The organism is Arthrobacter sp. zg-Y1110 (assembly GCF_025244865.1).
In the GTDB taxonomy this organism is placed as follows: Bacteria; Actinomycetota; Actinomycetes; order Actinomycetales; family Micrococcaceae; genus Arthrobacter_B.
In genome coordinates, this window is record NZ_CP104272.1 from 2,437,300 (window position 1) to 2,459,528 (window position 22,229).

Below are 22,229 nucleotides of genomic sequence, written 5' to 3' on the forward strand. Positions count from 1 at the left end.
GAGTCCTTGCCCTCGTAGCTCAGGGGATAGAGCGGTTGCCTCCGGAGCAACAGGCCGTAGGTTCGAATCCTATCGAGGGCACATTGAGACATAAGAGAAGAACCCCGCAGCCCCCGGCTGCGGGGTTCTTCTTGTTTTGCGCCTGCGCCTAGGCCCCGGAGTCCCCGGAGCCCCCGGCAGCACCCTAGGCCCCGGAGGCCCCGGCAGCCCCGGCATCCTCGACGGCGGCACGCACTGCCGGCGGGCAAAGGAAGAACCGCGGCTGAAGCTCCTCCCACCCGGGATACTAGGTCAGTTTCCCGTACTCCAGATGTGCCTGGTCCAAGGGGTTGTCGGGTACGAGCCCGGGGCTCGCATTTCCCATCAGCTGGAAGTGGTACATCCACCAGGACCCGTCCGCCTCCTGGTTCAGGAACGTGGCTTCCAGCGCCATGAGTTCCCTGCCCAGCGTGGCCAGGCATTCGTCGTAGCGCTCGTGGAGCATTGCCATCCAGTCGTCGAACGAAGACTCGCGGGAATCCAGCAGCCGTGCCCTGCTCAATTCCATCCGCATGCCCTTCGGCACGGACGGCGGCATGGTCCAGCCGGGGAAGTCCCGGGCAGCAGGCTCGAACGGAATGGGCGGGTGCACGGAAGGAGTCATGCGCACGACTTTAGGGGAACCACCGGGGATGCATGGGACGCTTCACGCACGGGCTGAAGGTGTGACGGGACCGCCCGCCGGAATTCTTTCGGCCAAACCCTTGCGCAGCCTGCCCCCTTCGGGGTTATGGTGTTCGCACATACCAACCGGTCGGTTCCTACCGCCGGTCCGCATCACGAGAAACCCGGACACCACCCCGCATGAAGACCCTGAACATCAAGGAAGAGCTCGCACGGACCTCCGTGGAGCTTTTCGCGCGGCACGGCTACGCAAAAACGAGCGTGCAGCAGATCGTTGACGCGGCAGGGGTGACGAAAGGCGCTCTCTATCACTACTTCAATTCCAAGGACGACCTGCTCTTTGACATCTACGACCGCATCCTGACCCTCCAGCGCGAGCACCTGACCGAGATTATCGGGCGGGGGCTGCCTGCGGTTGAAACCATGCGCCTGGTCTGCGAGGACGTGATCATGACGTCCATCGACTGGATCCGTGAAGGATCCGTGTTCTTCCGCTCCCAGCACATGCTCAGCGAGGACCGTCAAGAGGAAGTGAAGCGGAGGCGACGCGAATACAACGAGGCGTTCACCGCCCTACTGGTCCGCGGCCAGTCCGACGGCGTCTTCCGCACCGATATTCCGATACCTGTGCTGGCGGCCAACTTCTTCTCCGACCCGCACTATCTCTCGTACTGGTACTCCCCCGGCGGGTCCATCAGCCGCGAACAGGCAGCGGCGCAACTGACCGATCTTTACCTGGCCGGACTGCAGGCAAAGTAACCGATTTACCGCACCAGATCACCACAGCACCTCCTCAATACCGCACCACCGCACCTCCCGCACCACCTTCAAGACAGCACCATGCAAGGTTAGAGCAGAGACGATGGAGTACTCATGCAGGAGCAACATACCGACCGGTCGGAACCGCCGCGTCTCCGCTTGGACGGGATCACCGTTCGGTTCGGCGGACTCACCGCGCTGGACTCGGTGTCCCTGGACATCCCCGCAGGCAGGATCGTGGGGGTCATGGGTCCCAACGGAGCAGGAAAGACCACCCTGTTCAACGTGATCTGCGGGGTGTTCCCACCCACGGAAGGCAGCCTGGAACTGGATGGACAGGGATTTACCCCTCGTCCGCACCGCCTGACCCGCTTCGGAGTAGCACGCACCCTGCAGGGGCTCGGCCTGTTCCCCGGGTTGACCGTGCTGCAGAACGTCACGGCAGGTTTGGCAGCCGGCTCACGCGGAGGGCTCGATCTCCTGGCCCTGCCGGGCTCCGTCCGACGCGAAGCCCGGCTCGCGGAGCGGTCGATGGAAGCACTGGAGGCCCTCGGCATTGCCGGGTACGCTGCCTCCCTGCCCGACACCCTCCCCTACGGAATCCGCAAGAAGGTGGCCCTGGCCCGGGCACTGGTCAGCGAACCGAGGCTGCTGCTGCTGGATGAACCTGCCGGCGGACTCAGCCACGACGACATTGAGGAACTGGCGTCCATCATCCGCACCGTGCCCGGAGACGGGTGTTCGGTGGTGCTCGTGGAACATCACGTGGACCTGGTCATGGAGGTCTGCGACCGCATCGCCGTGCTGGACTTCGGCCGCCTCATCGCCGAAGGCACACCAGCCGAAATCGGCGCCGATCCGGCCGTCGCAGATGCCTATCTGGGAGTTGAGGTGGCATGACCGGCGCACTGGTATTGGAAGGCGTCAGTGCAGGCTACGGCGCCGTCCGCGTACTGCACGGGATCGACCTGTCCGTTCCGGAAGGCTCCATCACCACTGTTGTGGGGGCCAACGGCGCCGGAAAGACCACCCTCCTGCGGACCATCACCGGCCAGCTGCGGCCCTCGGCCGGCAGCATCCGCATCAAGGACGGCAAGGACCTGACCCGGGTGCCGGTCGAGGACATGGTGCGCCACGGCGTCGCACTGGTTCCCGAAGGCCGCGGCGTCATCACCGAACTGACGGTGGATGAAAACCTGCGCCTGGGCGGACTGTGGCGGAAGGACCGTAAGGCAGCGGATGAGGTGCTCACCGGGATGTACGAACTCTTCGAACCGCTTGCACGACGCCGGAAGGCTGCCGGACACCAGCTCTCCGGCGGCGAGCGCCAGATGCTTGCGCTGGGGCGGGCCCTGATGGCCGCACCGTCGCTCCTCCTGCTGGACGAGCCGTCCCTGGGGCTGGCACCCAAGGTGACCGCACAGATCCTGGGCATGCTGCGCCGCCTCCGCGACGACACCGGCCTGACCGTCCTGCTGATCGAGCAGAACGTCCGGAGCGCGCTCGCGGTCGCGGACCACGGCGTCGTACTCAACCTGGGCCGGATTGTCGCCTCACGGCCGGCGGCCGAGCTGGCCGAAGACACCGACCTCCGCCACACCTACCTGGGGTTCTAATGGACAGATTTCTTTTCCTCACCTTTGACGGCCTCGCCCGCGGGGCAGTACTTGCTGCCTTCGCGCTCTCCCTGGTGCTGATCTGGCGTGCCGCCCGGATCGTGAACTTTGCGCAGGGCGCCATGGCGGTGGCGGCAACCTACATCGCCTTCACGGTCACCGCCCTCACCGGGAGCTACTGGGCGGGACTTGCCGCAGCGCTCCTAGCGGGTTTCCTGATCGGAGCCCTGGTGGAACGCGGCGTTATGCGCTTTGTGGGCAACGGCTCCGCCTTGAATCCGGTCATTGCCGGCCTCGGCCTGCTGATGCTGATCCAGGCCATCCTGGGCATGGTGTTCGGGAACAGCTACCGGACCATGGTGACGCCGTTCAGCTCAAACCCGGTGGAGATCTTCGGCATCACCGTCTTCTCCTCCTATGACCTCTTCGTGTTTGCCTGCATAGCCCTTTTGGTCGGCGGCCTGGTCCTGCTGTTCACGAAGACGCCGCTGGGACTGCGGCTGCGGGCCTCCGCCTTCGCCCCCGATCTGGCCCGGCTCCTCGGCGTGCGGACCTCGCGGATGCTCACCCTTGGCTGGGCCATGTCCTCCGCCCTGGGCGCACTCGCCGCCCTGCTGGTCATCCCCACCGAACTGGGGCTCAACCCGCATGCCGCGGACACGGTCTTCGTCTATGCGTTCACCGTTGCCGTCATCGGCGGACTGGACTCCCCTGCCGGTGCCGTCCTGGGCGGATTGGCGGTGGGCGTGCTGCTGAGCTGGGTCAGCGGCTACGGGGGCGCCACGCTGGCTCCCATCGCCATCCTGGTCCTGCTGCTGGCCGTGCTGCTGGTCCGCCCCGGCGGAATCTTCTCAATGACCAAGGAGCGGACGGTATGAGCGTCACCAAGCGGTACGGCTTTGCCGGGGCAGCGATGGTCCTGCTGATTGGCCTCACGTTCGTCATCCCGTCGTTCTCCTCGTATCAGCTCGCCATTGCCTGCGCCTATCTGTGCGGCATCGCCGGACTCACCCTGCTGACGGGCGCCGGCGGCCAGCTGTCCCTTGGGCAGGCAGCCCTCATGGCCGCCGGAGCGTACAGCTACGCGTTGACCGCCAACACGATGGCCGACGTCGGCACGGAGGGCCCGCTGCTGCTCCTGGTGCCGCTGGTTGCAGCCGTCATCGGTGCAGCCGTCCTCGGCCTGGTGATCGGACTCGCTGCCGGGCGGCTTCACGGCCCCTATCTGGCCGGGTTCACCATGGCGCTGGTGGTGGCCCTTCCCGCGGTCACCAGCACCTTTTCCTCAGTGCTCGGCGGCGACCAGGGTTTGTGGATCTCCGTGGAAAAACGCCCGTCCTCGCTGCGCGGCATGGTGTCGAATGAAGCGTGGCAGGCGTGGCTCGCCGTCGTCTGTTCCGTCCTGGTCCTGACCCTGCTGGCGAACCTGCTGCACGGACGCTTCGGCCGGCACTTGAGGGCCGTGCGGGACAACCCGGTGGCGGCGGCACTCGCCGGCATCAACCCGGCCCGCACCAAAGTCACCGCCTTCGTCCTCAGCTCGGCCGCGGCCGGCATGGGCGGCGGCCTGCTGGCGTACACCACGCAGAGTGCCAGTCCAGGCGCCTATTCACTGGTGTTCTCCCTCTTCCTGCTCATGGCCGCCGTGGTCGGCGGCATCGGTTCCCTGACCGGAGCAGTCTGGGGCGCCGTGCTCCTGGTTGCCCTGCCGCATCTGATCAGCACGGCCACTTCCCGGCTCGAACTCTCCACGGACCTGGCCCAGCGGCTGGACGGCAACCTTGCGGTTGCCATCTTCGGACTGGTCCTGGTCCTCGTGGTGCTGCTGGCCCCGCAGGGCATCCAGGGCCTGCTGGTCCGGGCCGGCCGCCGGCTGGGTCCGTCCCGTTCCGTTTCCGTTCCGCCGCAGTCCCCCAAAACCGCACCATCACCAGCATCCAGTACACCAACCCGGTTATCCGCCCGGCACGAGCCCGAGCAGCTACCGGCAACCCCGAAAGGTCAATGATGATCCGTTCCAAGCTCCGACTGGGTACCGCCGTCCTTGCAGCCGCTGCCCTCGGCCTGGCTTCATGTGCTTCACCGGACGAAGGGGGCGAGCCAGCTGCCGAAGACGTTCCCGGAATCACCGACACCACCGTCACCGTCGGCACCCACCAGCCGCTCACCGGACCGGCAGCGGCCGGCTACTCCACGATTTCACCGGCCACGAAGGCGTACTTCGACTACGTGAACGATAACGGCGGAGTCAACGGCCGCACCATTGAGTACATCGTGAAGGATGACGGCTACAACCCCGCCAACACCCAGACAGCGGTACGCGAGATGGTGCTCCAGGACGAGGTCTTCGCCCTGGTGGGCGGTCTCGGCACGCCGCCGCACAGCGCCGTCCTGGACTTCGTGAACGACAACGAGGTGCCGGATCTCTTCGTGGCTTCCGGCAGTCCCACCTGGAACCAGCCCGAGGACTACCCGTACACCTACGGCTTCATGGTGGATTACCCCACCGAGTCCCGGATCCTGGCCACTTACGCGCAGGAAGAGTTCCCGGACAAGACCTACTGCTTCTTCGGCCAGGATGATGACTTCGGCGAGGAATTCCAGGCGGGGCTTGAAGCGGTGCTCGGAGAGGACGGCCTGGCCGACGCCCAGGTCTATTCCACGGCCAATACCGACATCGCGGCGCAGATCAGTGCGATGAAGGAAGCCGGCTGCGAGGTGAACTTCCTGGCCACCATCAACGGCTTCAGCGCCCAGGCAGTGGGGACGGCCGCAAAGCTCGGCTACTTCCCGCAGTGGATGGCGTCCTCGGCCGGCGGAGACTACAACACCCTGTCCGGATACCTGGGCGAGAACACGAACAAGCTGCTCCAGGGCTTCGTCAGCGCCAACTACCTCCCTGCCTACTCGGACTCCGAGGACGAATGGACGGCAAAATTCGCCGAGATCAACGAGGAATACAACGCCGGGGCTCCGTTTGACGGCAACACCATTTTCGGAATGTCCATCGGCTACCTCTTCGTTGAGGCACTCAAGGAAGCCGGGGAGAACCCGACCCGGGAGTCCCTGCTCGAAGCACTCGAATCCGGCAACGTCACCGGCAACGGCCACGCACCGCTGGGCTTCGGCGAAGACAGCCACCAGGGATACACCGGCGCAATGCTGACCCGGGTGGACAACGGTGTGCAGTCCTACTTCGGCACCCCGTTCGTCGTAACAGGTGACGAGGTGGAGGAGTACACCGAAGAACGGCCTGCCATGCCGGCAGACGGCCTGCCCGAGTAGGGCGGCGCCGGCCAACCGGCAAGCAAAGCCGGCCAACCGGCACGCAGGCAGCCCAACCGGCAAGCAGGCAGCCCAACAGAAACGAGGGCCCGTCCAAATCGGACGGGCCCTCGTTTCTGTTGCAGCGGTGCCGGGTCAGCTACCCCAGCACGTAAAGCGAAATCGACTCCGCGACGCAGGCAGGCTTGTCCACGCCCTCAATCTCGATGGTGACCAGGAGTTTGACCCGCACGCCCTGCGCCACGGTCTCCACCGAGATGACCTCCGACCGGGCACGCACCCGGCTGCCCACCGGCACCGGGTGGGGGAAACGCACCCGGTCCAGGCCGTAGTTCACCCCCATCACCATGCCGTCCACCCGGAACCGGCCGGAGGCGAGCGCCGGCAGCAGGGCCAGGCTCAGATAGCCGTGCGCAATGGTGCCGCCGAAGGGACCCTTGGCCGCCCGTTCCGAATCCACATGGATCCACTGGTGGTCATCAGTGGCCTCGGCGAACAGGTTGACGCGTTCCTGGTCAATGAGGACCCACTCGCTGGTCTCCTGGTGCCCCACTGCCTCCTCGAGTTCCTGCACGGAACCGAAATGCGCCACCGCTAGGCCTTCGGTCCGCCGGCGACGTAGAGCACCTGTCCCGAAACGAACGAGGCCTCCTCTCGGGCAAAGAAGGACGCCGCCGCAGCGATGTCCGCCGGGTTCCCGGCCCGTCCCACGGGGATCTCCTTCGCCGCATGCGCCACGAAGTCTTCGAACGGCACTCCCACGCGTTCCGCCGTCGCCCGCGTCATGTCCGTCTGGATGAAACCGGGGGCAATCGCGTTGACCGTGACGTTGTAGCGGCCCAGTTCGATGGCCAGCGTCTTGGTGAAGCCCTGGATGCCGGCCTTCGCGGCGGCGTAGTTCACCTGGCCCCGGTTGCCGAGGGCGGAAGTGCTGGAGAGGTTGATGATGCGCCCCCATTTCTGCTGCACCTGGTGCGCCTGCACCGCCCGGCTCATGAGGAACGCTCCGCGCAGGTGCACGCCCATCACGGCATCCCAGTCCGTGTCCGTCATCTTGAACAGCAGGTTGTCCCGGAGGATGCCGGCGTTGTTGACCAGAATGGTGGGCGCCCCCAGTTCCTCGGCGATGCGGCCCACTGCCTGCTCGACGGCGGCGGCATCGGCGACGTCGGCGCCTACGCCCACGGCCTTGCCCCCGGAGTTGTTGATGGCCTCCACGGTGGCGGCCGTGTCCTCCTCCCGCAGGTCAAGGACGGCGACGCGGTGTCCGTCCGCTGCGAGCCGCATGGCAACCGCTGCGCCGATCCCGCGTCCTGCTCCGGTGACGACGGCGGTGCGCTGGTCCAATTGTGCTGGTGCCTCTGTCATGTTTCTCCTGCCGGTGGCGGCAGCCCACGGAGTGTGTGCTGCGTCTCTTTTGCCGAGGGTACCGACCGGACGGTACGGGCGCAACGGGAGGCCGGCAAGCCGGGTCTCAGCGGGGCTGGCGTACGGTTCCGCCCCGGAAGGTCCGACGGTAGGCGGCAGGGCTGGCCCCGACATCCCGGTGGAAGTGGTGGCGCAGCAGTTCGGGCTGGCCGAATCCTGCAGCCCGCGCCACCTCCTCGATGCCGAGGTCCGTGTCTTCCAGCAGTTCCTGCGCGTAAAGCACCCGCTGCGCGTTGATCCAGGCAGCCGGAGTTGCCCCGGTTTCGGCCCGGAAGCGGCGGGCGAAGGTCCGCGGCGACATGGCGGCCCGTGCTGCCAGCGCCTTGACGGAATGTTCCTGCGCCAGATGTTCACCGATCCATTCCAGTACCGGCTCAAGGGTGTCGCCGACACCGCCCGGCACGGCGCGGTCAATGTACTGTGCCTGTCCCCCGTCCCGATGGGGCGGCACCACCATGTCGCGGGCAATGGCGGCAGCGGTCTTTGCCCCGCATTCAACGCGGACCAGATGCAGCGCCGCGTCAATCCCGGCCGCGGTGCCGGCGCTGGTGATGACGGTGCCGTCCTGGACGTACAGCACATCCTCGTCCACGTGGACGGCCGGATAGCGGGCGGCCAGATCCGCCGAGTACATCCAGTGCGTGGTGGCCCGCCGGCCGTCCAGCAGCCCGGCCTCGGCGAGGCGGAAGGCGCCCGTACAGATACTCATTACCCAGGCACCGCGCTGATGGGCGTCGCGCAGTACATCCAGGACCCGTGTATCCGTTCCCATCGCGTCGTAGTCCCCGCCGGGGGCCATCACTACGAGGTCTGCCTCCGCCGCTGCCTCCAGCCCGGCGTCTACGGTGATGCTGAAGCCGGTCTTGGTGGACACCAGGCCGGGGTCCGGAGTGCAGAGCCGGAAATCAAAGGCGGGCACTCCCCCGCCGCGGCGGGATCGGTCGATGCCGAACACCTCTGCCATCACGCTGAACTCGAACGGTGCCACGCCGTCCAGGACTATGACCGCTACGGATTGGAGCATGCCGCCAGTGTGCTCCTCCGATGGCAGGATTTCTACGGTAATGGGCATTTCAGCCACTTATTCTCCTGCGGATCCGGCGCCAGCATGGAGGCATGGTTATCGTGCTCTTGATCCTCGCCGCAGCTGTTGCGTTCGCACTTGTTCTCCGCGCGACCGTCCGTGCGTTGTCCAGTGACGGTCACGGCCGGCTCCCCAACGTCCCGTCCCACCGTTCGTGGGACGGGACCGTCTACTGACCCGCCTACTGACCCGCCGACTCCCCGCCGACAAAGGCAGCCACCCGGCCGGATTAGTTCCGGAACAGGTCAGCTTTCGACCGCATTGGCGCGTAGTTTTGATTCCATGTTGGAGACTTCCGCTCGGCTCCTGCAGCTGCTTTCGCTGCTGCAGCTGCGGCGCGAGTGGACCGGGGCAGCGCTCGCGGAACGGTTGTCCATTACCGAACGCACGGTACGCCGGGACATCGGCAAGCTGCGCACCCTCGGGTATCCCATCTCAGCATCCCCGGGCATTGCCGGCGGTTACCAGCTCGGGGCCGGCGCGCAGCTGCCGCCGCTGCTGCTCGACGACGACGAGGCCCTCGCCGTCGCACTCGGGCTTGCCGCCGTGGCAACCGGGCCGGTGACCGGGATCGGGGAAGCCTCGGTCCGGGCACTGGCAAAGCTGGAACAGGTCCTGCCCGGGCGGCTCCGTCCCAAGTTCTCCGCCCTGCGCGAATCCGTTTCCACGTTGGCCGGGCCGCCGGGCGGCGTCGACCCGGTGATTCTCACCGCCTTTTCCGCCGGCATCACCGAGCACCGGGTCCTGAGCTTCCGTTACACCGCGGCCGACGGCGGCTCCGGACGCCGGATCGTGGAACCCTACCGGCTGGTCGGCACAGGCCGGCGCTGGTACGCCGTCGCGTGGGACCTGGACCGCTCCGACTGGCGGACCTTCCGGGTGGACCGCTGCACCAGCACGCCCGCCCCGCGCGAGCGGTTCGCGCCCCGGCCCCTCCCGGCCCGGGACCTCGCCGCGTACGTCCAGGAATCGATTACCCGCAACCCCTACCGCTACACCGTGGTAGTGCGGCTGGCAGCACCATTGGCGGCGGTTGCCGAGCGGGTGCCTCCGGATGTGGCCAGCATCGAAGCGGACGGCCCCGGGCACACCATCGTGCGCGGCGGCTGGGATTCCCTGGACCTGCCCCTGATCAACCTGACCGCCTGGGGTGTGCCCTTCGAAATCCTCGACCCGCCGGAGATGCGCGAGCGGGCCCGCCGCGCAGTCGCCCTGCTGCAGCGCGCCATCGAAATCCCGCCCACGGCGGAATCCGGAAAGACCGTCCGGCCAAGCCACTAGACTGGTGGCAATCATGGCACTGACAATTTCCTATCCCGAACAGCTGCCCGTTTCCGAGCGCCGCGAAGACATCATGGCAGCGATTGCCGCCAACCAGGTCACCGTCATCGCGGGCGAAACCGGGTCCGGAAAAACCACGCAGATTCCGAAGATGTGCCTGGAACTGGGCCTGGCCGAGAACGGCCTGATCGGGCACACCCAGCCCCGGCGCCTTGCCGCGCGCACCGTCGCGGAGCGGATCGCTTCCGAGCTCGACGTCGAGCTCGGCGAGGAAGTGGGCTTCCAGGTCCGCTTCACCGGTGAGACCGGCCGGAAAACCAAGGTCAAGCTGATGACCGACGGCATCCTGCTGGCCGAGATCCGCCATGATCCGAAGCTGAAGAAGTACAGCACCATCATCATCGATGAGGCCCACGAGCGCAGCCTGAACATCGACTTCATTCTCGGGTACCTGCGCCGGCTGCTGCCGGCACGCCCTGACCTGAAGGTCATCATCACCTCGGCCACCATCGATCCGCAGCGGTTCGCCGAACACTTCGCCCTCAACGGCACCCCGGCACCCATCATCGAGGTGTCCGGCCGTACCTTCCCCGTGGAGATCCGCTACCGCCCGCTGAACCAGCCGGCGGACGGGGGCAGCGACGAAGACGGCATCGAAGACGAGCTGGAAGAGGACCGGGACCCGGTGGACGCCGTCTGCGACGCCGTCGACGAGCTTTCCCGCGAGGCACCCGGCGACGTCCTGGTGTTCTTCTCGGGCGAGCGGGAAATCCGTGATGCCGCAGAAGCCCTGCGTTCCTCCGTTTCCCGCAATCCCCGGCTGGCCAACACCGAAATCCTGCCGCTCTTCGCCCGGCTTTCCCTTGCCGAGCAGCACAAGGTCTTTTCCCCGGGCCGGAACCGCCGGATTGTCCTGGCCACCAACGTTGCCGAGACCTCCCTGACGGTCCCGGGCATCAAATACGTGATCGACACCGGCACGGCGCGCATCTCGCGCTATTCCCACCGCACCAAGGTCCAGCGGCTTCCGATCGAGCGGATTTCCCAGGCCTCCGCCAACCAGCGGTCAGGCCGCTGCGGCCGCGTTTCCGACGGCATCGCCATCCGGCTGTATTCGCAGGAGGACTTCGAGGCCCGGCCCGAATTCACCGATCCCGAAATCCTGCGCACCAACCTCGCCGCCGTGATCCTGCAGATGGCCGCCATGGGCGTGGCCAAGGGACCCAAGGACGTTGCCGACTTCCCGTTCGTCCAGCCTCCGGACTCCAAGGCAATCAACGACGGCGCCGTGCTGCTGCGCGAACTCGGGGCGCTGCACCCCCAGGGCGGCATCACCGAGGTGGGCCGCAAGCTCTCCCAGCTTCCGGTGGACCCCCGCCTGGGCCGGATGATTGTCGAAGCGGGCAACCGCGGCTGCACCAAGGAAGTCATGGTGCTCACTGCCGCCCTGACCATCCAGGATCCCCGCGAGCGCCCCTCCAAGGATGATCCCGCCCGGGCCCAGAAGGCCGCCGAAATGCACAAGCGGTTCGTGGACGAGAACTCCGACTTCACCGGCTTCCTGAACCTGTGGCGCTATGTGGAGGAAAAGCAGAAGGAGCTCTCCTCCTCGGCCTTCCGCCGCCTGTGCAAAAACGAGTTCCTGAACTTCCTGCGCATCCGTGAATGGCAGGACCTCTTTGCCCAGCTGCGGCAGCTGGCCAAGCCGCTGGGAATCACGCTCACCCCGGAGCCGGTGGACCCGGTCGGCAAGTACCGGGAGATCCACATGTCCCTGCTGGCCGGCCTGCTCAGCCACATCGGCCTCTACGACCAGCGCAAGCGCGAATACGCCGGTGCACGCGGTACCCGGTTCGCGGTCTTCCCGGGCTCTGCGTTGTTCAAGAAGTCCCCGGACTGGGTGATGGCCGCCGAACTCGTGGAAACCTCGCGCCTGTGGGCACGGGTGGCGGCGAAGTTCGATCCGCTGTGGGCCGAGGAAGTGGCCCCGCACCTGGTCAAGCGCAGCTACAGCGAACCGCACTGGTCCAAGAGCCGCGGAGCCGTGATGGCCTATGAGAAGGTCACCCTCTACGGCGTACCGGTGGTTCCGCAGCGGAGCATCAACTACGGCCGCATCGACCCGGTGCTCTCCCGCGAAATGTTCATCCGCCATGCCCTGGTCGAGGGCGACTGGCGCACGCACCACAAGTTCTTCCACCGCAACCAGGCGCTGCTGGCCGAGGTGGAGGAGCTGGAGAACCGGGTCAGGCGCCGCGGGCTGCGCGTGGACGATGAAACCCTCTTCGAGTTCTACGACGAGCGGGTGGGCGCCGACGTCGTCTCCGAGCGGCACTTCGACAAGTGGTGGAAGCACGCGCGGCACGAAAACCCGTCCCTGCTGGACTTCGACCCGGACGCGCTGCGGACCGACGATGCCGAGGGCCTCGACGAGAACGACTTCCCGAAGTCCTTCTTCTACGGGTCCTTCGAACTCCCGCTCTCCTACGAATTCACCCCCGGCGTCCCCTCGGCCAACGACGGCGTGACCGTCGAGGTGCCCGTATTGTTCCTGAACCAGCTCACCCCGGGGCCGTTTGCCTGGCAGATCCCGGGCCTCCGCGCGGAGCTGATTACGGCCCTGATCAAGTCCCTGCCCAAGGCGGTGCGGAAGAACTTCGTTCCGGCGCCCGACGTCGCCCGCTCGGCTGCTGCTGCGCTGGCTGCGGATTTCGACCCGGCATCGGACGAGCTGGAACCGTCCCTGGAGCTGGTGCTGCGCCGGTTGAAGGGTTCCATCATTCCCCCGGGGTCCTGGAACTGGGATGCCGTGCCGGACCACCTGCGGATGACGTTCACCGTGGTGGATTCCGCCGGACGGGTGCTGGACGAAGGCAAGGACCTGGCGGCGCTGCAGGAGTCCCTGGCCCCGGCCACGCGCCGCGCCATTGCCGAATCCCTCGGCGCCACCCCGTCCACCGTGCAGCCGCGCGGGCCCAAGGGCAAGGCCTCAGCTGCCGCAACCGGCAACGGTTCCATCGGCGCCGGCGGCGCTGGTTCCGGTTCCTCCGTAGCGGAGCAGACCGGCCTCACCGAGTGGAACATCGGCACCTTGGAGAAGCAGGTCCAGCGGCTCGTGGCCGGCCACACCGTGACCGGCTACCCTGCGCTGGTGGACGAGGGCAGCACCGCCGGGGTGCGGATCTTCCAGAGTGCCGGCGAGCAGCAGGCCGCTATGCGTGCCGGCGTCATCCGGCTGCTGGTGCTGCGCGTTCCCAGCCCGGCCAAGTATGTGCTGGAGCACCTGAGCAACACCGAAAAGCTGACCTTCAGCCAGAACCCGCACGGCAGTGTGGCTGCGCTCATCGAGGACTGCACGCTGGCCGCGGTGGACAAGCTCACGCCGGAGAAACTCCCGTGGACGCGGGCCGAGTTCGACGCCCTGTACGAAACAGTGCGGGCCGAACTGATCGACACCGTCTTCACCGTCACGGCGATCGTGGAGAAGATCCTGGCCAGCACCCGGCGGATCACCAAGGCGCTCAAGGGCACCACCTCGCTGGCGCTGATCAGTGCCCTGAATGACATCAGGGCGCAGGTGGATGCCCTGGTGTACCCCGGTTTCGTGGCCCGCACCGGCTATGCGCAGCTGATGCACCTGCCCCGGTACCTGGCCGGTATTGAACGGCGGCTGGAGAAGCTTCCGGGCAACGTACAGCGGGACGGCCTGTCCATGGCCGTGATCCACCGCCTCGAGGACGAGTACGACGACGCCGTGGCGGCGCTTGCGCCCGGCCGCGGCACTCCCCCGGAACTCGCGGAGGTCCGCTGGTTGATCGAGGAGCTGCGGATCAGCTTCTTTGCACAGGAACTGGGAACGGCCCGGACCGTTTCGGAGAAACGGATCCGGACCGCACTGAACTCAGCGCTGGCTCCGGCCTAGGCCGGGGCCTTCCCGGGTGCCTAGGCTGCGGGAACGAATTCCCCGTGCCCGGCGTCGCGCAGGCCCCGGCGCAGCTTTTCCGCGTTGGCCGCCATCCGCTCGGGATCCGGGTTGGATTCCGCCCGGCTGAAGTCGAAGTCCTGCAGCGAGTTGGCCGGCCAGACGTGCAGGTGCAGGTGGTCCACCTCGAAGCCGGCAATGCTGAGCCCGGCCCGCTCCGAGCCGAAGACGGCCACCTGCGACTGGCCGATGGCCTGCGCCACCGTGGTGAGCTTGCGCATCAGCTCCGCCGGTGCGTCCGTCCACTTGTTGATCTCCGCGCGCGGCACTACCAGGGTGTGTCCGTCGCTGAGCGGACCGATGCTGAGGAACGCGACGACGTCGTCGTCCTTCCAGACGAAATGTCCGGGAATCTCGCCGTTGATGATCCGGGTAAAGAGTGTAGGCATGGGTGCTCCTTCAGGTTGTCCCTTTGCGGCGGCAGCGGGCAGGGGTGCCCGCAGCGGCGGAGGAACGGGTCGGCCGGTAAACATGATTCGACGCTACCCCTTTTCCGGCGGGTTTTCGGGCCGGCCCGGATCCGCGCCGACGGCCGCAGGGGTGCCGGGGGTGTTGGACCACTGTGACCAGGAGCCCGGGTAGAGCGCCGCCGTGATGCCGGCCTGCGCCAGTGCGGCAACCTCGTGGGAGGCGAAGATCCCCGAACCGCAGTACGCCGCAACGGGCCGGTCCGGCCGCACGCCGAGGTCTTCGAAGGCGCGGGACAGTTCCCCAGGTGCACGGAAGCTGCCGTCCGGAGTGAGGTTGTCGGTGGAGGGCCGGTTGACCGCTCCCGGAATATGTCCGGCCCGGGGATCCACCGGTTCGGTTTCTCCGCGGTAACGTTCCGGTGCCCGGGCGTCGATGAGTACTCCCTCGGCGGCCACCCGGCTGACGTCCCGGCGGGAAGCCACCGGCATGTGCCCCCAGGACAGGTGCGCCGTCCCGGGCTTCGGCTGCACCGGACCGCTGTCCAGCGGCAGTCCTGACCTGCGCCAGGCCGCGAGGCCGCCGTCGAGCAGGAACACGTCCTTACAGCCGGCGTGCCGCAGCAGCCACCAGGCGCGTGCGGCGGCCGTGCCCCCGGCGTCGTCGTACACCACCACTGTGTCCCCGTCATTCAGGCCCCAGCTGCGGGCGGCCTCGGCGAAGGCAGCGGGATCCGGCAGGGGATGCCGCCCTTCCTCGGGAACGGCGGGGGCCGAAAGTTCGGTGTCCATATCCACGTACACCGCACCGGGCAGATGTTCGTGCAGGTACTTTTCCTCGCCGTCGGCAGCGCCCAGGACCCAGCGCACATCCAGCAGCACGGGCGGACGCGCCGTGCCGAGGCGTTCGTGCAGCTGCTGCGGGGAGATCAGGACATCCATTACAGGTCCACGGTTTCCCCGGCGTCCAGATGCCGGAACTCGGTGCCGTAAACCTTGCCGAACCGGGTGACATGGCCCTCGACCATCCCCAGCCCCCGCTCATTCAAAAGCGCGTCGTGGATGGGATAGGCCCGCTCCGCACCGGTGGCGATGACGAAGTCGATGACCTCCCCCGCCTTGGACCAGGGTGCGTGCATCGGCACCAGCACGGTCCGCGGCCGCAGCCCGTTGGGGACTACGAACGAATCCCCCGGGTGGTAGACCCGGCCTTCCACGAGGTAGCCGATGTTGGCCACAACGGGAATCAACGGATGGATCAGGGCGTGCTGGCCGCCGAAGGACTGGATGCCGAAGCCGGCAACGGTGAAGCTGGTGTTGGGTTCAACATCGTGGATGCGGCCGCCCACCTCCTGCGGGGCTTCACTGCGAAGGAGTGCAGCGAGACCCGCCGGGGCATGGAGCTCCAGCGACGGCTGTTCCTGCATCTCGGCAAGCACCCGCGGGCGGTCCAGATGGTCCGCATGCTCGTGGGTCACCAGGATGGCATCGGCATCCTGCAGCGCTGTTTCAACTTCGGAAAAAGTGCCGGGATCCAGCACCAGGACGTGCCCGCCCTGCTCGAACCGGACACAGGAGTGCGTGAACTTCGTCATTTTCATAGCGCCACCCTACTCCGGAGGCGTTCGGCCGTGCAGGACGGGCGTTGCGGTACTGCTGATAATCTTGGGGTCTATCCATCCCTGCGGCCACGGTGCCGCCCGCCTGCCGTCCCACCCGCTGGAGGAACCTCCGTGTCACCCGAGACATCCCGGACATCCAAGCGCGCACCGGAGCAGCGTGTAACCCGCCAGCGCCTGGCAGTGGGCCGCACCCTGGATGAACTCGACGACTTTGTCAGCACCCAGGAACTCTTCCGGCTGTTGCAGGAGCGCGGCGAACGGGTTTCCCTGGCTACTACCTACCGGGTCCTGCAGTCCATGGCGGACGAAAACCTCGTGGACGTGCTGCGGGGCGGCGACGGCGAGGCGCTGTACCGCCGGTGCGCCGTCGAGCACCACCACCATCATCTGGTCTGCCGGAACTGCGGCAAGGCCGTGGAGGTGGAAGCACCTGAGGTGGAGAGCTGGGCCGCGGGCCTGGGCGCCAAGTACGGCTTCACCGAAGTGGCGCACACCGTTGAGGTCTTCGGCCTGTGCCCGGAGTGCAGCGCCCGTAAGGGCTAGGCTGCGGCCGTAGCCGTGTTTGCGCTGAGCTCCCGGCGCCGGTGCCCGCCGCGCGTGCGCCGGATGATCCGGCAGACCAGGTAGATCGCGAAGGACACCGTGGTGACGTACGGGCTGATTGGAATCCGGCCGCCCAGCGCCAGCAGGATGCCGCCGACCGAGGAGGCCAGCGCGAAGAGCACGCTCAGGAACACCACCAGGCGCGGCGAGGACGTCACGAGCAGGGCTGCCGCCGCGGGAGTAATCAGCAGGGAGAGCACCAGCAGGGCCCCCACCACCTGGATGGACAGTGCCACGGCCAGGCCTAACAGGAACATAAAGACAATCGACAGCATCCGCACGGGCACGCCGCGGGCCTCTGCGAGGTCCGGGTCCGCGCTGGCGAAGGTCAGGGGGCGCCAGATGAAGAGCAGGGCAGCCACCACGACGGCGGCAACCCCTGCCAGCAGGTTCAGCTGCACGGTATCCACCGCGACTATCTGGCCCGTCAGCAGCCCGAACTTGTTGGCGGAGCGGCCCTCGTAGAGGCCAAGGAACAGGATGCCCAGGCCCAGCCCGAAGGGCATGATGACGCCGATGATCGAGTTCCGGTCCCGGGCCCGCAGGCCCATGACCGCCAGCAGGACGGCTGCCGCCACCGATCCGACCAGCGAACCGACCACCACGTTCACTCCGATCAGCAGGGCAAAGGACGCCCCGGCGAAAGAGAGCTCGGCAATGCCGTGCACGGCGAAGGCCAGGTCACGCATCAGGACGAAGGTGCCGATCAGCCCGCCGACCAGGCCGAGGATCGCCGCGGCCCAGATGGAATTGCTCACCAGCGGAAGCAGCTCGCCGTAATCGCTGAAATCAAAAACCGCATCGAAGAAACTACGCAGGTCCAAGGTCGCCCTCGCTTTCTCCGTGGTGGTGGGTGGTGGCGTCCGGGATGCCCAGGACCACAATCCTGCCGTGGCTGCGCAGGACTTCGACGCGGCTGCCGTACATTTCCGAAAGCACGTCGCTGCGCAGGACTTCGGCGGGAGTGCCGGTGCGGAACTGTCCGCCGGCCAGGTACAGCACGCGGTCCACGTACTCGATGACGGGATTGATTTCGTGGGTCACGAAAACGACGGCGGCGCCGTCGTCATGGCAGCGCCGTTCGATCAGGGAGCTGATGGCCTGCTGGTGGTGCAGGTCCAGGGAGAGCAGCGGCTCGTCGCAGAGCAGCAGATCCGGGTTGGTGGCCAGTGCCTGTGCCGCGCGCAGGCGCTGCAGCTCGCCGCCGGAGAGCCGTCCCACGGGTTCATCCGCGTAGGACGTGGCCCCCACCTGCTCGAGCAGCCGGTCCACGCGGCGGCGCACCGGCTTTCCGCGCAGCCGCAGGCCCCATCGGTCGCCGTCAACGCCGAGTCCCACCAGGTCCCGTCCACGCAGCGGGGTGCCGGGACTGAAGGACTTCTGCTGCGGGATGTAGCCGATGTCCTTGCTGCCCCGCTGCACGTTGCGGCCGTTGACGGTGACGGTGCCGCCGGTGAGCGGCTGCAGGCCCAGCAGGACCTTCAGGAAACTCGTTTTGCCTGATCCGTTGGGGCCGAGGACGGCGAGGAATTCACCGGCATTGATGTCCAGGTCAAGGTTCTTCCACAGGGTACGGTCCCCGTAGGACAGGCCTGCGTCCCGCAGGCGCACCACCGGGGCGGGCTGCCCGGAAGCATTCACTGCAGCACGCTTTCCATGTTGGCTGTGTTATCGGCCATCCACTGCAGGTAGTCCTGGCCCTCGGGAAGGGTTTCGGAGAAGTCCACCACGGGAACGCCAGCGTCCAGCGCGGCCTGGCGTACCGCCTCCGTCTGCGAGGTAGAGGTCTGTTGGTTGTAGCCAAGGAAGGCAATGGAGCCGCCCGTCACCAGGTCCTGCATTTCCTTCAGTACGTGCGGCGGAACATCCGAGCCTTCCTCGACGGCCTCCGTGAAGTCCGCCGGGGTGGCGTTGTGCAGCCCCGCCGCTTCCACGAGGTAGTCCGGCACCGGTTCGGTCAGGGCGACGTCGCGTCCGCCGGCGGTTTCCCGAACCGCGGCAAGGGAAGCGTCGATGTCCGCAATGCCCGCATTGAAGTCCGCGGCGTTGCTGCGGAACGTGCCGGCGGCATCGGCGTCCAGTTCGCCGAGGCGTTCGGCGGCGGCGTCGGCAAGCCGCCCCATGGCCTCGGGGCTGTACCAGACGTGTTCGTTGAAGGAGCCGTGGTGATGGCCGTGGTGGTCTTCGCCCTCGTCGTGGCTCTCTTCCTCTTCTGCTGAATCGGAGTCGGAGTCCTCGAGGCCGGAGATCTCCACGGCATTGAGGATGTTCTCGGCGGGGATGCCTTCGTCCGCCGCGAGCTTCTCCAGGAAGGTGTCGTAACCGCCGCCGTTGAGCACCACCAGGTCCGCCTTGGATACCGCGAGCCGGTCCCGCGCCGAGGCCTCGTAGGAGTGCGGATCCTGGCTGGGCCGGTCAATCAGGGCGGTCACTTCGACGTTGTCCCCGCCGATCCCGGTGAGGATGCTGCCGTAGACGTCGGTGGACGCCACCACGTTGATGACTCCGTCACTGCCCTCGGCTTCACCGCCGTCGCCCCCATTGCCGCCGCTGCAGCCGGTCAGGGCGAGTGCGGTTGCTGCAAGGAAGGTTCCGGCCAGGCGGACGGGAAAGCGGCGCATAAGGTTTGGTATCCCTGGGTAGGCGGTTCATGGCGGCGAAAACGGGCCCCGGCACCGCCGAAGCTTTTTCAGCATAACCTAAACGCGAATCATTCGCATCTAGGCGTTAGAGGCTTTCGCCGGTCCTGCGGATGCCCTGTGCCTGGGTGGCATCCCTGATCTCGCCGACCAGCTGTTCAATGATGTCTTCCAGGAACAGGACGCCGCGGGTGGTTCCGTCCGGGCCCAGCACGCGGGCCAGATGGGAGCCGGTCCGCTGCATCACGGCCAGGGCGTCCTCGATTTCGTCGTCCAGGCGGAGGTTGGCAAGGGTACGGACCTTGTTCTCCGTGATCGGCCGTTCATAGGCCTCCAGCGGGATGGACATAACGTCCTTCAGGTGCATGTACCCGGTGAGGTTCCCGGCGTCGTCCACGAGGACGAAGCGGGAGAAGCCGGTCCGGCCCACCGCGCGCTCGAATTCCGCCGGAGTGGAGTCCGTGCCCAGGCTCACGAGTTCATCCAACGGCACCATCACCGTCCCCGCGGTCTGTCCGGAGAACTCAAGTGCTCCCGAGATCAGGCCGGAATTGTCGGCGACGGTCCCGTGCTTCGTGGATTCCTCCACGATGGACTGCATCTCCTCCAGCGTGAAGGCCGAGGCGACTTCGTCCTTCGGGGTGATCCCCATGAGGCGCAGCGCGTGGTTGGCCATCCAGTTGAGCGTGCCGATGATCGGGCGTACCAGGCGGGAAATGAAGACCAGCGGCGGGGCGAGCAGCAGCACTGCGCGGTCCGCAACGGACACCGAGATGTTCTTCGGAACCATCTCGCCGATGGTGACGTGCAGGAAGGTCACGAGCAGCAGCGCCACCAGGAAACCGGCTCCGTCGGCTATTTCGATCGGCAGGCCCACGGCCTTCAGCGGCACCGAAAGCAGGTGGTGGATAGCGGGTTCGGCCACCGAGAGGATAAGCAGGGAGCAGACGGTAATACCCAGCTGCGCACACGCGAGCATCAGGGACACGTGCTCCATGGCCCACAGGGTGGTCTTGGCCCGCTTCGATCCGGCTTCGGCATGCGGCTCGATCTGGCTGCGCCGCGCGGACATCACCGCGAATTCGCTGCCGACGAAGAACGCGTTGCCCAGGAGCAGGACAACCAGCCAGAAGATTCCCGCCAGGTCGCCGCTCATCGGATGCCTTCCCTGCGTGCCGGGCGCTCCGTGCTTCGGCCGGCTTTGTCTTCGTCTTCGTCTTCAATGTGTTTGGGCTGGCCGGAACCGGCCCCCTCGTCGGCGGGGATGAAGCTGACGCGGTCAATGCGCCGACCGTCCATCCGTTCCACCTCGAGCACGCCGCCGGGCACCTCTACGCGGTCCCCTGCCTCGGCGATGCGGCCGAGCTCGGCCATGATGTAGCCGCCCACGGTTTCGTATCCGGCTTCGTCCGGCATCCGCAGCAGCGGAACCAGGGCGGTGACTTCGTCGGGACGCATGATGCCCGGGAAGTACCAGGCGCCGGATGCGCTTTGCAGCACGCCGGGCTTGGCTTTGTCGTGCTCGTCGGAAACTTCGCCGACGATCTCTTCCACCAGGTCCTCCAGGGTGGCGACGCCGGCGGTTCCGCCGTATTCGTCCAGGACGACGGCGAGCTGCAGGTTGGCGTTGCGGAGTTCGGAAAGCAGTGAGTCCAGGTGGACCGTTTCCGGCACCCGGAGGATCTCGCTCATGATCGCGGCCGCAGGCAGGGTGGCCCGCCGGCTGCGCGGCACGGCCACGGCCTTCTTGACGTGGACAACGCCGCGGATATCGTCCGGTGAATCCCCGAGGACCGGGAAGCGGGAGTACCCGGTGCGCCGCGCCGCCTCGATGACATCAGCCACGGGCTGCTCGGCGTCGATCGTTTCGAGCCGGATGCGCGGAGTCATGACATCGGCAGCGGTTCGTCCGGCGAAGGAGAAGGTCCGGGAGAGGAAGTCGGCAGTGCCCTTGTCCAGGGTGCCCATCTCCGCGGAGCGCCGCGCCATGGAGGACAGCTCGGCCGGCGTGCGCGCTCCGCTGACCTCTTCCTTGGCCTCAAGGCCGAAGAGGTGGAGGATCTTGTTCGCGAAACCGTTCAGCAGGAGCACCGCGGGCTTGAAGACCACGGTGAAAGCCAGCTGCGGCCGTGCCAGTGCCTTACCGACACGGAACGGCATGGCGATGGACATGTTCTTGGGGATCAGTTCGCCCAGCAGCATCGAAAGGAAGGTCGCCAGGATCATCGCAACGGTCACGGACACCGAGTCCACGGCCACGGGCGGCAGGCCAAGGGAGGCCAAGGGCCCCTCCAGCAGGCGCCCAACGGAGGGTTCCATAACGAACCCGGTCAGCAGGGTGGTCATGGTGATGCCCAGCTGGCAGCTGGAGAGCTGGGTGGAGAGGGTGGTCAGGCAGCGCAGCAGTGGTTCAGCTGCTTTGTCGCCCTCGTCCACTGCCCGGCGGACGGCAGGCTGGTCCAGCGCCACGAGGGCAAATTCGACGGCGACGAAGAATCCGGTGCCGAGAATAAGCAGGAGGCCAAAGAGAAGGTAAAGCCACTCCATGTCAGCACTCCCCTGCCGTCGGGGCAGACGGCCTTAAAAGAGAGGGATGAATCGCTGCACGGAAACGTTCAGACGGAGGGTGGTCGGCTGCGGCCGGACTGGAAGGCTCCGATGACGAGGCAGGTGAATGCTGGGCCGTGGGTGTGCGGGCGTTGCCGGCTCGTGGCGCACCGACTGCGGCAACCGCAGTCCGTGACGCAGGCCGGCGCCTAGAGAAACTGTCCATAGAAAGCCCAGTTTACAGGTTTGCTCCGGGGCCGCCACAGCGGCTTCCCTGGGCAGTTCCCGCCGGTCTGCAGCCACCGCCGCCTTC

22 protein-coding genes and 1 tRNA gene are annotated in these 22,229 nt (G+C 66.9%); 11 read left to right on the forward strand and 12 right to left on the reverse strand.

Translation table 11 applies throughout. The features are described 5' to 3' along the window. Window positions 1-8: 8 nt before the first annotated feature. Window positions 9-81, forward strand: a tRNA-Arg gene (locus tag N2K99_RS11370). A 205-nt stretch (window positions 82-286) separates the two neighbouring features. Here the strand turns inward: N2K99_RS11370 and N2K99_RS11375 are convergent. Then, window positions 287-643, reverse strand: coding sequence for a DUF6176 family protein (locus N2K99_RS11375; RefSeq protein ID WP_227933172.1), 357 nt, complete (start codon window positions 641-643; stop codon window positions 287-289). A gap of 200 nt (window positions 644-843) precedes the next feature. Here N2K99_RS11375 and N2K99_RS11380 point away from each other — a divergent pair, with 200 nt between their 5' ends. From N2K99_RS11380 to N2K99_RS11405, 6 genes are all read left to right on the forward strand, one after another. Continuing rightward, window positions 844-1,422, forward strand: coding sequence for a TetR/AcrR family transcriptional regulator (locus tag N2K99_RS11380; RefSeq protein WP_227918289.1), 579 nt, complete (start codon window positions 844-846; stop codon window positions 1,420-1,422). Window positions 1,423-1,536: 114 nt separating this feature from the next. Further along, window positions 1,537-2,322: an ABC transporter ATP-binding protein gene (locus N2K99_RS11385; protein WP_227933171.1), complete on the forward strand. Its 786-nt coding sequence runs from the start codon at window positions 1,537-1,539 to the stop codon at window positions 2,320-2,322. Beyond that, a complete protein-coding gene (locus N2K99_RS11390) occupies window positions 2,319-3,038 on the forward strand; it encodes an ABC transporter ATP-binding protein (RefSeq protein ID WP_227918291.1) in 720 nt (239 codons plus the stop codon). The genes N2K99_RS11385 and N2K99_RS11390 overlap by 4 nt, the downstream gene beginning before the upstream one ends. Then, a complete protein-coding gene (locus N2K99_RS11395; protein ID WP_227918292.1) occupies window positions 3,038-3,916 on the forward strand; it encodes a branched-chain amino acid ABC transporter permease in 879 nt (292 codons plus the stop codon). Before N2K99_RS11390 ends, N2K99_RS11395 begins: the two co-directional genes overlap by 1 nt. Continuing rightward, on the forward strand, window positions 3,913-5,046 hold the full coding sequence (locus N2K99_RS11400; RefSeq protein ID WP_227933170.1) for a branched-chain amino acid ABC transporter permease: 1,134 nt from the start codon (window positions 3,913-3,915) through the stop codon (window positions 5,044-5,046). The genes N2K99_RS11395 and N2K99_RS11400 overlap by 4 nt, the downstream gene beginning before the upstream one ends. Then, window positions 5,046-6,323: an ABC transporter substrate-binding protein gene (locus tag N2K99_RS11405; RefSeq protein ID WP_260554637.1), complete on the forward strand. Its 1,278-nt coding sequence runs from the start codon at window positions 5,046-5,048 to the stop codon at window positions 6,321-6,323. Before N2K99_RS11400 ends, N2K99_RS11405 begins: the two co-directional genes overlap by 1 nt. Before the next feature lie 139 nt (window positions 6,324-6,462). Here the strand turns inward: N2K99_RS11405 and N2K99_RS11410 are convergent, their stop codons facing one another. The 3 genes from N2K99_RS11410 to N2K99_RS11420 all read right to left on the reverse strand — a co-directional run bounded on the left by N2K99_RS11410 (window position 6,463) and on the right by N2K99_RS11420 (window position 8,775). Further along, on the reverse strand, window positions 6,463-6,915 hold the full coding sequence (locus tag N2K99_RS11410; protein WP_227918295.1) for a MaoC family dehydratase: 453 nt from the start codon (window positions 6,913-6,915) through the stop codon (window positions 6,463-6,465). Between the two features lie 2 nt (window positions 6,916-6,917). Further along, window positions 6,918-7,691, reverse strand: a complete 774-nt coding sequence (gene fabG, locus N2K99_RS11415) for a 3-oxoacyl-ACP reductase FabG (RefSeq protein WP_227933168.1) — start codon at window positions 7,689-7,691, stop codon at window positions 6,918-6,920. Window positions 7,692-7,797: 106 nt separating this feature from the next. Beyond that, the gene (locus tag N2K99_RS11420; protein ID WP_227933226.1) at window positions 7,798-8,775 is read right to left on the reverse strand and encodes a GlxA family transcriptional regulator; all 978 of its coding nucleotides are present in this window, start codon (window positions 8,773-8,775) and stop codon (window positions 7,798-7,800) included. A 92-nt stretch (window positions 8,776-8,867) separates the two neighbouring features. Here N2K99_RS11420 and N2K99_RS11425 point away from each other — a divergent pair, with 92 nt between their 5' ends. The 3 genes from N2K99_RS11425 (at window position 8,868) to hrpA (ending at window position 14,038) form a co-directional block, all read left to right on the forward strand. Further along, a complete protein-coding gene (locus tag N2K99_RS11425) occupies window positions 8,868-9,011 on the forward strand; it encodes a hypothetical protein (RefSeq protein WP_227933167.1) in 144 nt (47 codons plus the stop codon). Window positions 9,012-9,117: 106 nt separating this feature from the next. Beyond that, window positions 9,118-10,116 carry a YafY family protein gene (locus N2K99_RS11430; protein WP_227918297.1) on the forward strand — a complete coding sequence of 333 codons (999 nt, stop codon included), beginning with the start codon at window positions 9,118-9,120 and terminating at the stop codon, window positions 10,114-10,116. A 13-nt stretch (window positions 10,117-10,129) separates the two neighbouring features. Continuing rightward, on the forward strand, window positions 10,130-14,038 hold the full coding sequence (gene hrpA / locus N2K99_RS11435; RefSeq protein WP_227933166.1) for an ATP-dependent RNA helicase HrpA: 3,909 nt from the start codon (window positions 10,130-10,132) through the stop codon (window positions 14,036-14,038). 20 nt (window positions 14,039-14,058) lie between these two features. Here the strand turns inward: hrpA and N2K99_RS11440 are convergent, their stop codons facing one another. From N2K99_RS11440 to N2K99_RS11450, 3 genes are all read right to left on the reverse strand, one after another. After that, window positions 14,059-14,487, reverse strand: a complete 429-nt coding sequence (locus N2K99_RS11440) for an HIT family protein (protein ID WP_227918299.1) — start codon at window positions 14,485-14,487, stop codon at window positions 14,059-14,061. A gap of 93 nt (window positions 14,488-14,580) precedes the next feature. After that, window positions 14,581-15,447 carry a sulfurtransferase gene (locus tag N2K99_RS11445; protein ID WP_227933165.1) on the reverse strand — a complete coding sequence of 289 codons (867 nt, stop codon included), beginning with the start codon at window positions 15,445-15,447 and terminating at the stop codon, window positions 14,581-14,583. Then, complete coding sequence (locus N2K99_RS11450; RefSeq protein ID WP_227933164.1) at window positions 15,447-16,106, reverse strand: MBL fold metallo-hydrolase; 660 nt, start codon at window positions 16,104-16,106, stop codon at window positions 15,447-15,449. Before N2K99_RS11450 ends, N2K99_RS11445 begins: the two co-directional genes overlap by 1 nt. A gap of 132 nt (window positions 16,107-16,238) precedes the next feature. On the opposite strand from N2K99_RS11450, the gene N2K99_RS11455 reads away from it, so the two are divergent. Next, entirely contained in the window at window positions 16,239-16,670 is a 432-nt protein-coding gene (locus tag N2K99_RS11455) for a Fur family transcriptional regulator (RefSeq protein ID WP_227918302.1), read from the forward strand. Here N2K99_RS11455 and N2K99_RS11460 read toward each other — a convergent pair. The 5 genes from N2K99_RS11460 to N2K99_RS11480 form a co-directional block, all read right to left on the reverse strand. Then, on the reverse strand, window positions 16,667-17,554 hold the full coding sequence (locus N2K99_RS11460; protein WP_227918303.1) for a metal ABC transporter permease: 888 nt from the start codon (window positions 17,552-17,554) through the stop codon (window positions 16,667-16,669). The genes N2K99_RS11455 and N2K99_RS11460 overlap by 4 nt on opposite strands. Continuing rightward, window positions 17,541-18,341, reverse strand: coding sequence for a metal ABC transporter ATP-binding protein (locus N2K99_RS11465; protein ID WP_227918534.1), 801 nt, complete (start codon window positions 18,339-18,341; stop codon window positions 17,541-17,543). The genes N2K99_RS11460 and N2K99_RS11465 overlap by 14 nt, the downstream gene beginning before the upstream one ends. Window positions 18,342-18,367: 26 nt before the next feature. Continuing rightward, window positions 18,368-19,351: a metal ABC transporter solute-binding protein, Zn/Mn family gene (locus N2K99_RS11470; RefSeq protein WP_227933163.1), complete on the reverse strand. Its 984-nt coding sequence runs from the start codon at window positions 19,349-19,351 to the stop codon at window positions 18,368-18,370. Between the two features lie 106 nt (window positions 19,352-19,457). Beyond that, window positions 19,458-20,525, reverse strand: coding sequence for a hemolysin family protein (locus N2K99_RS11475; RefSeq protein ID WP_227918305.1), 1,068 nt, complete (start codon window positions 20,523-20,525; stop codon window positions 19,458-19,460). Next, a complete protein-coding gene (locus N2K99_RS11480; RefSeq protein ID WP_227933162.1) occupies window positions 20,522-21,916 on the reverse strand; it encodes a hemolysin family protein in 1,395 nt (464 codons plus the stop codon). Before N2K99_RS11480 ends, N2K99_RS11475 begins: the two co-directional genes overlap by 4 nt. Window positions 21,917-22,229 lie beyond the last annotated feature (313 nt).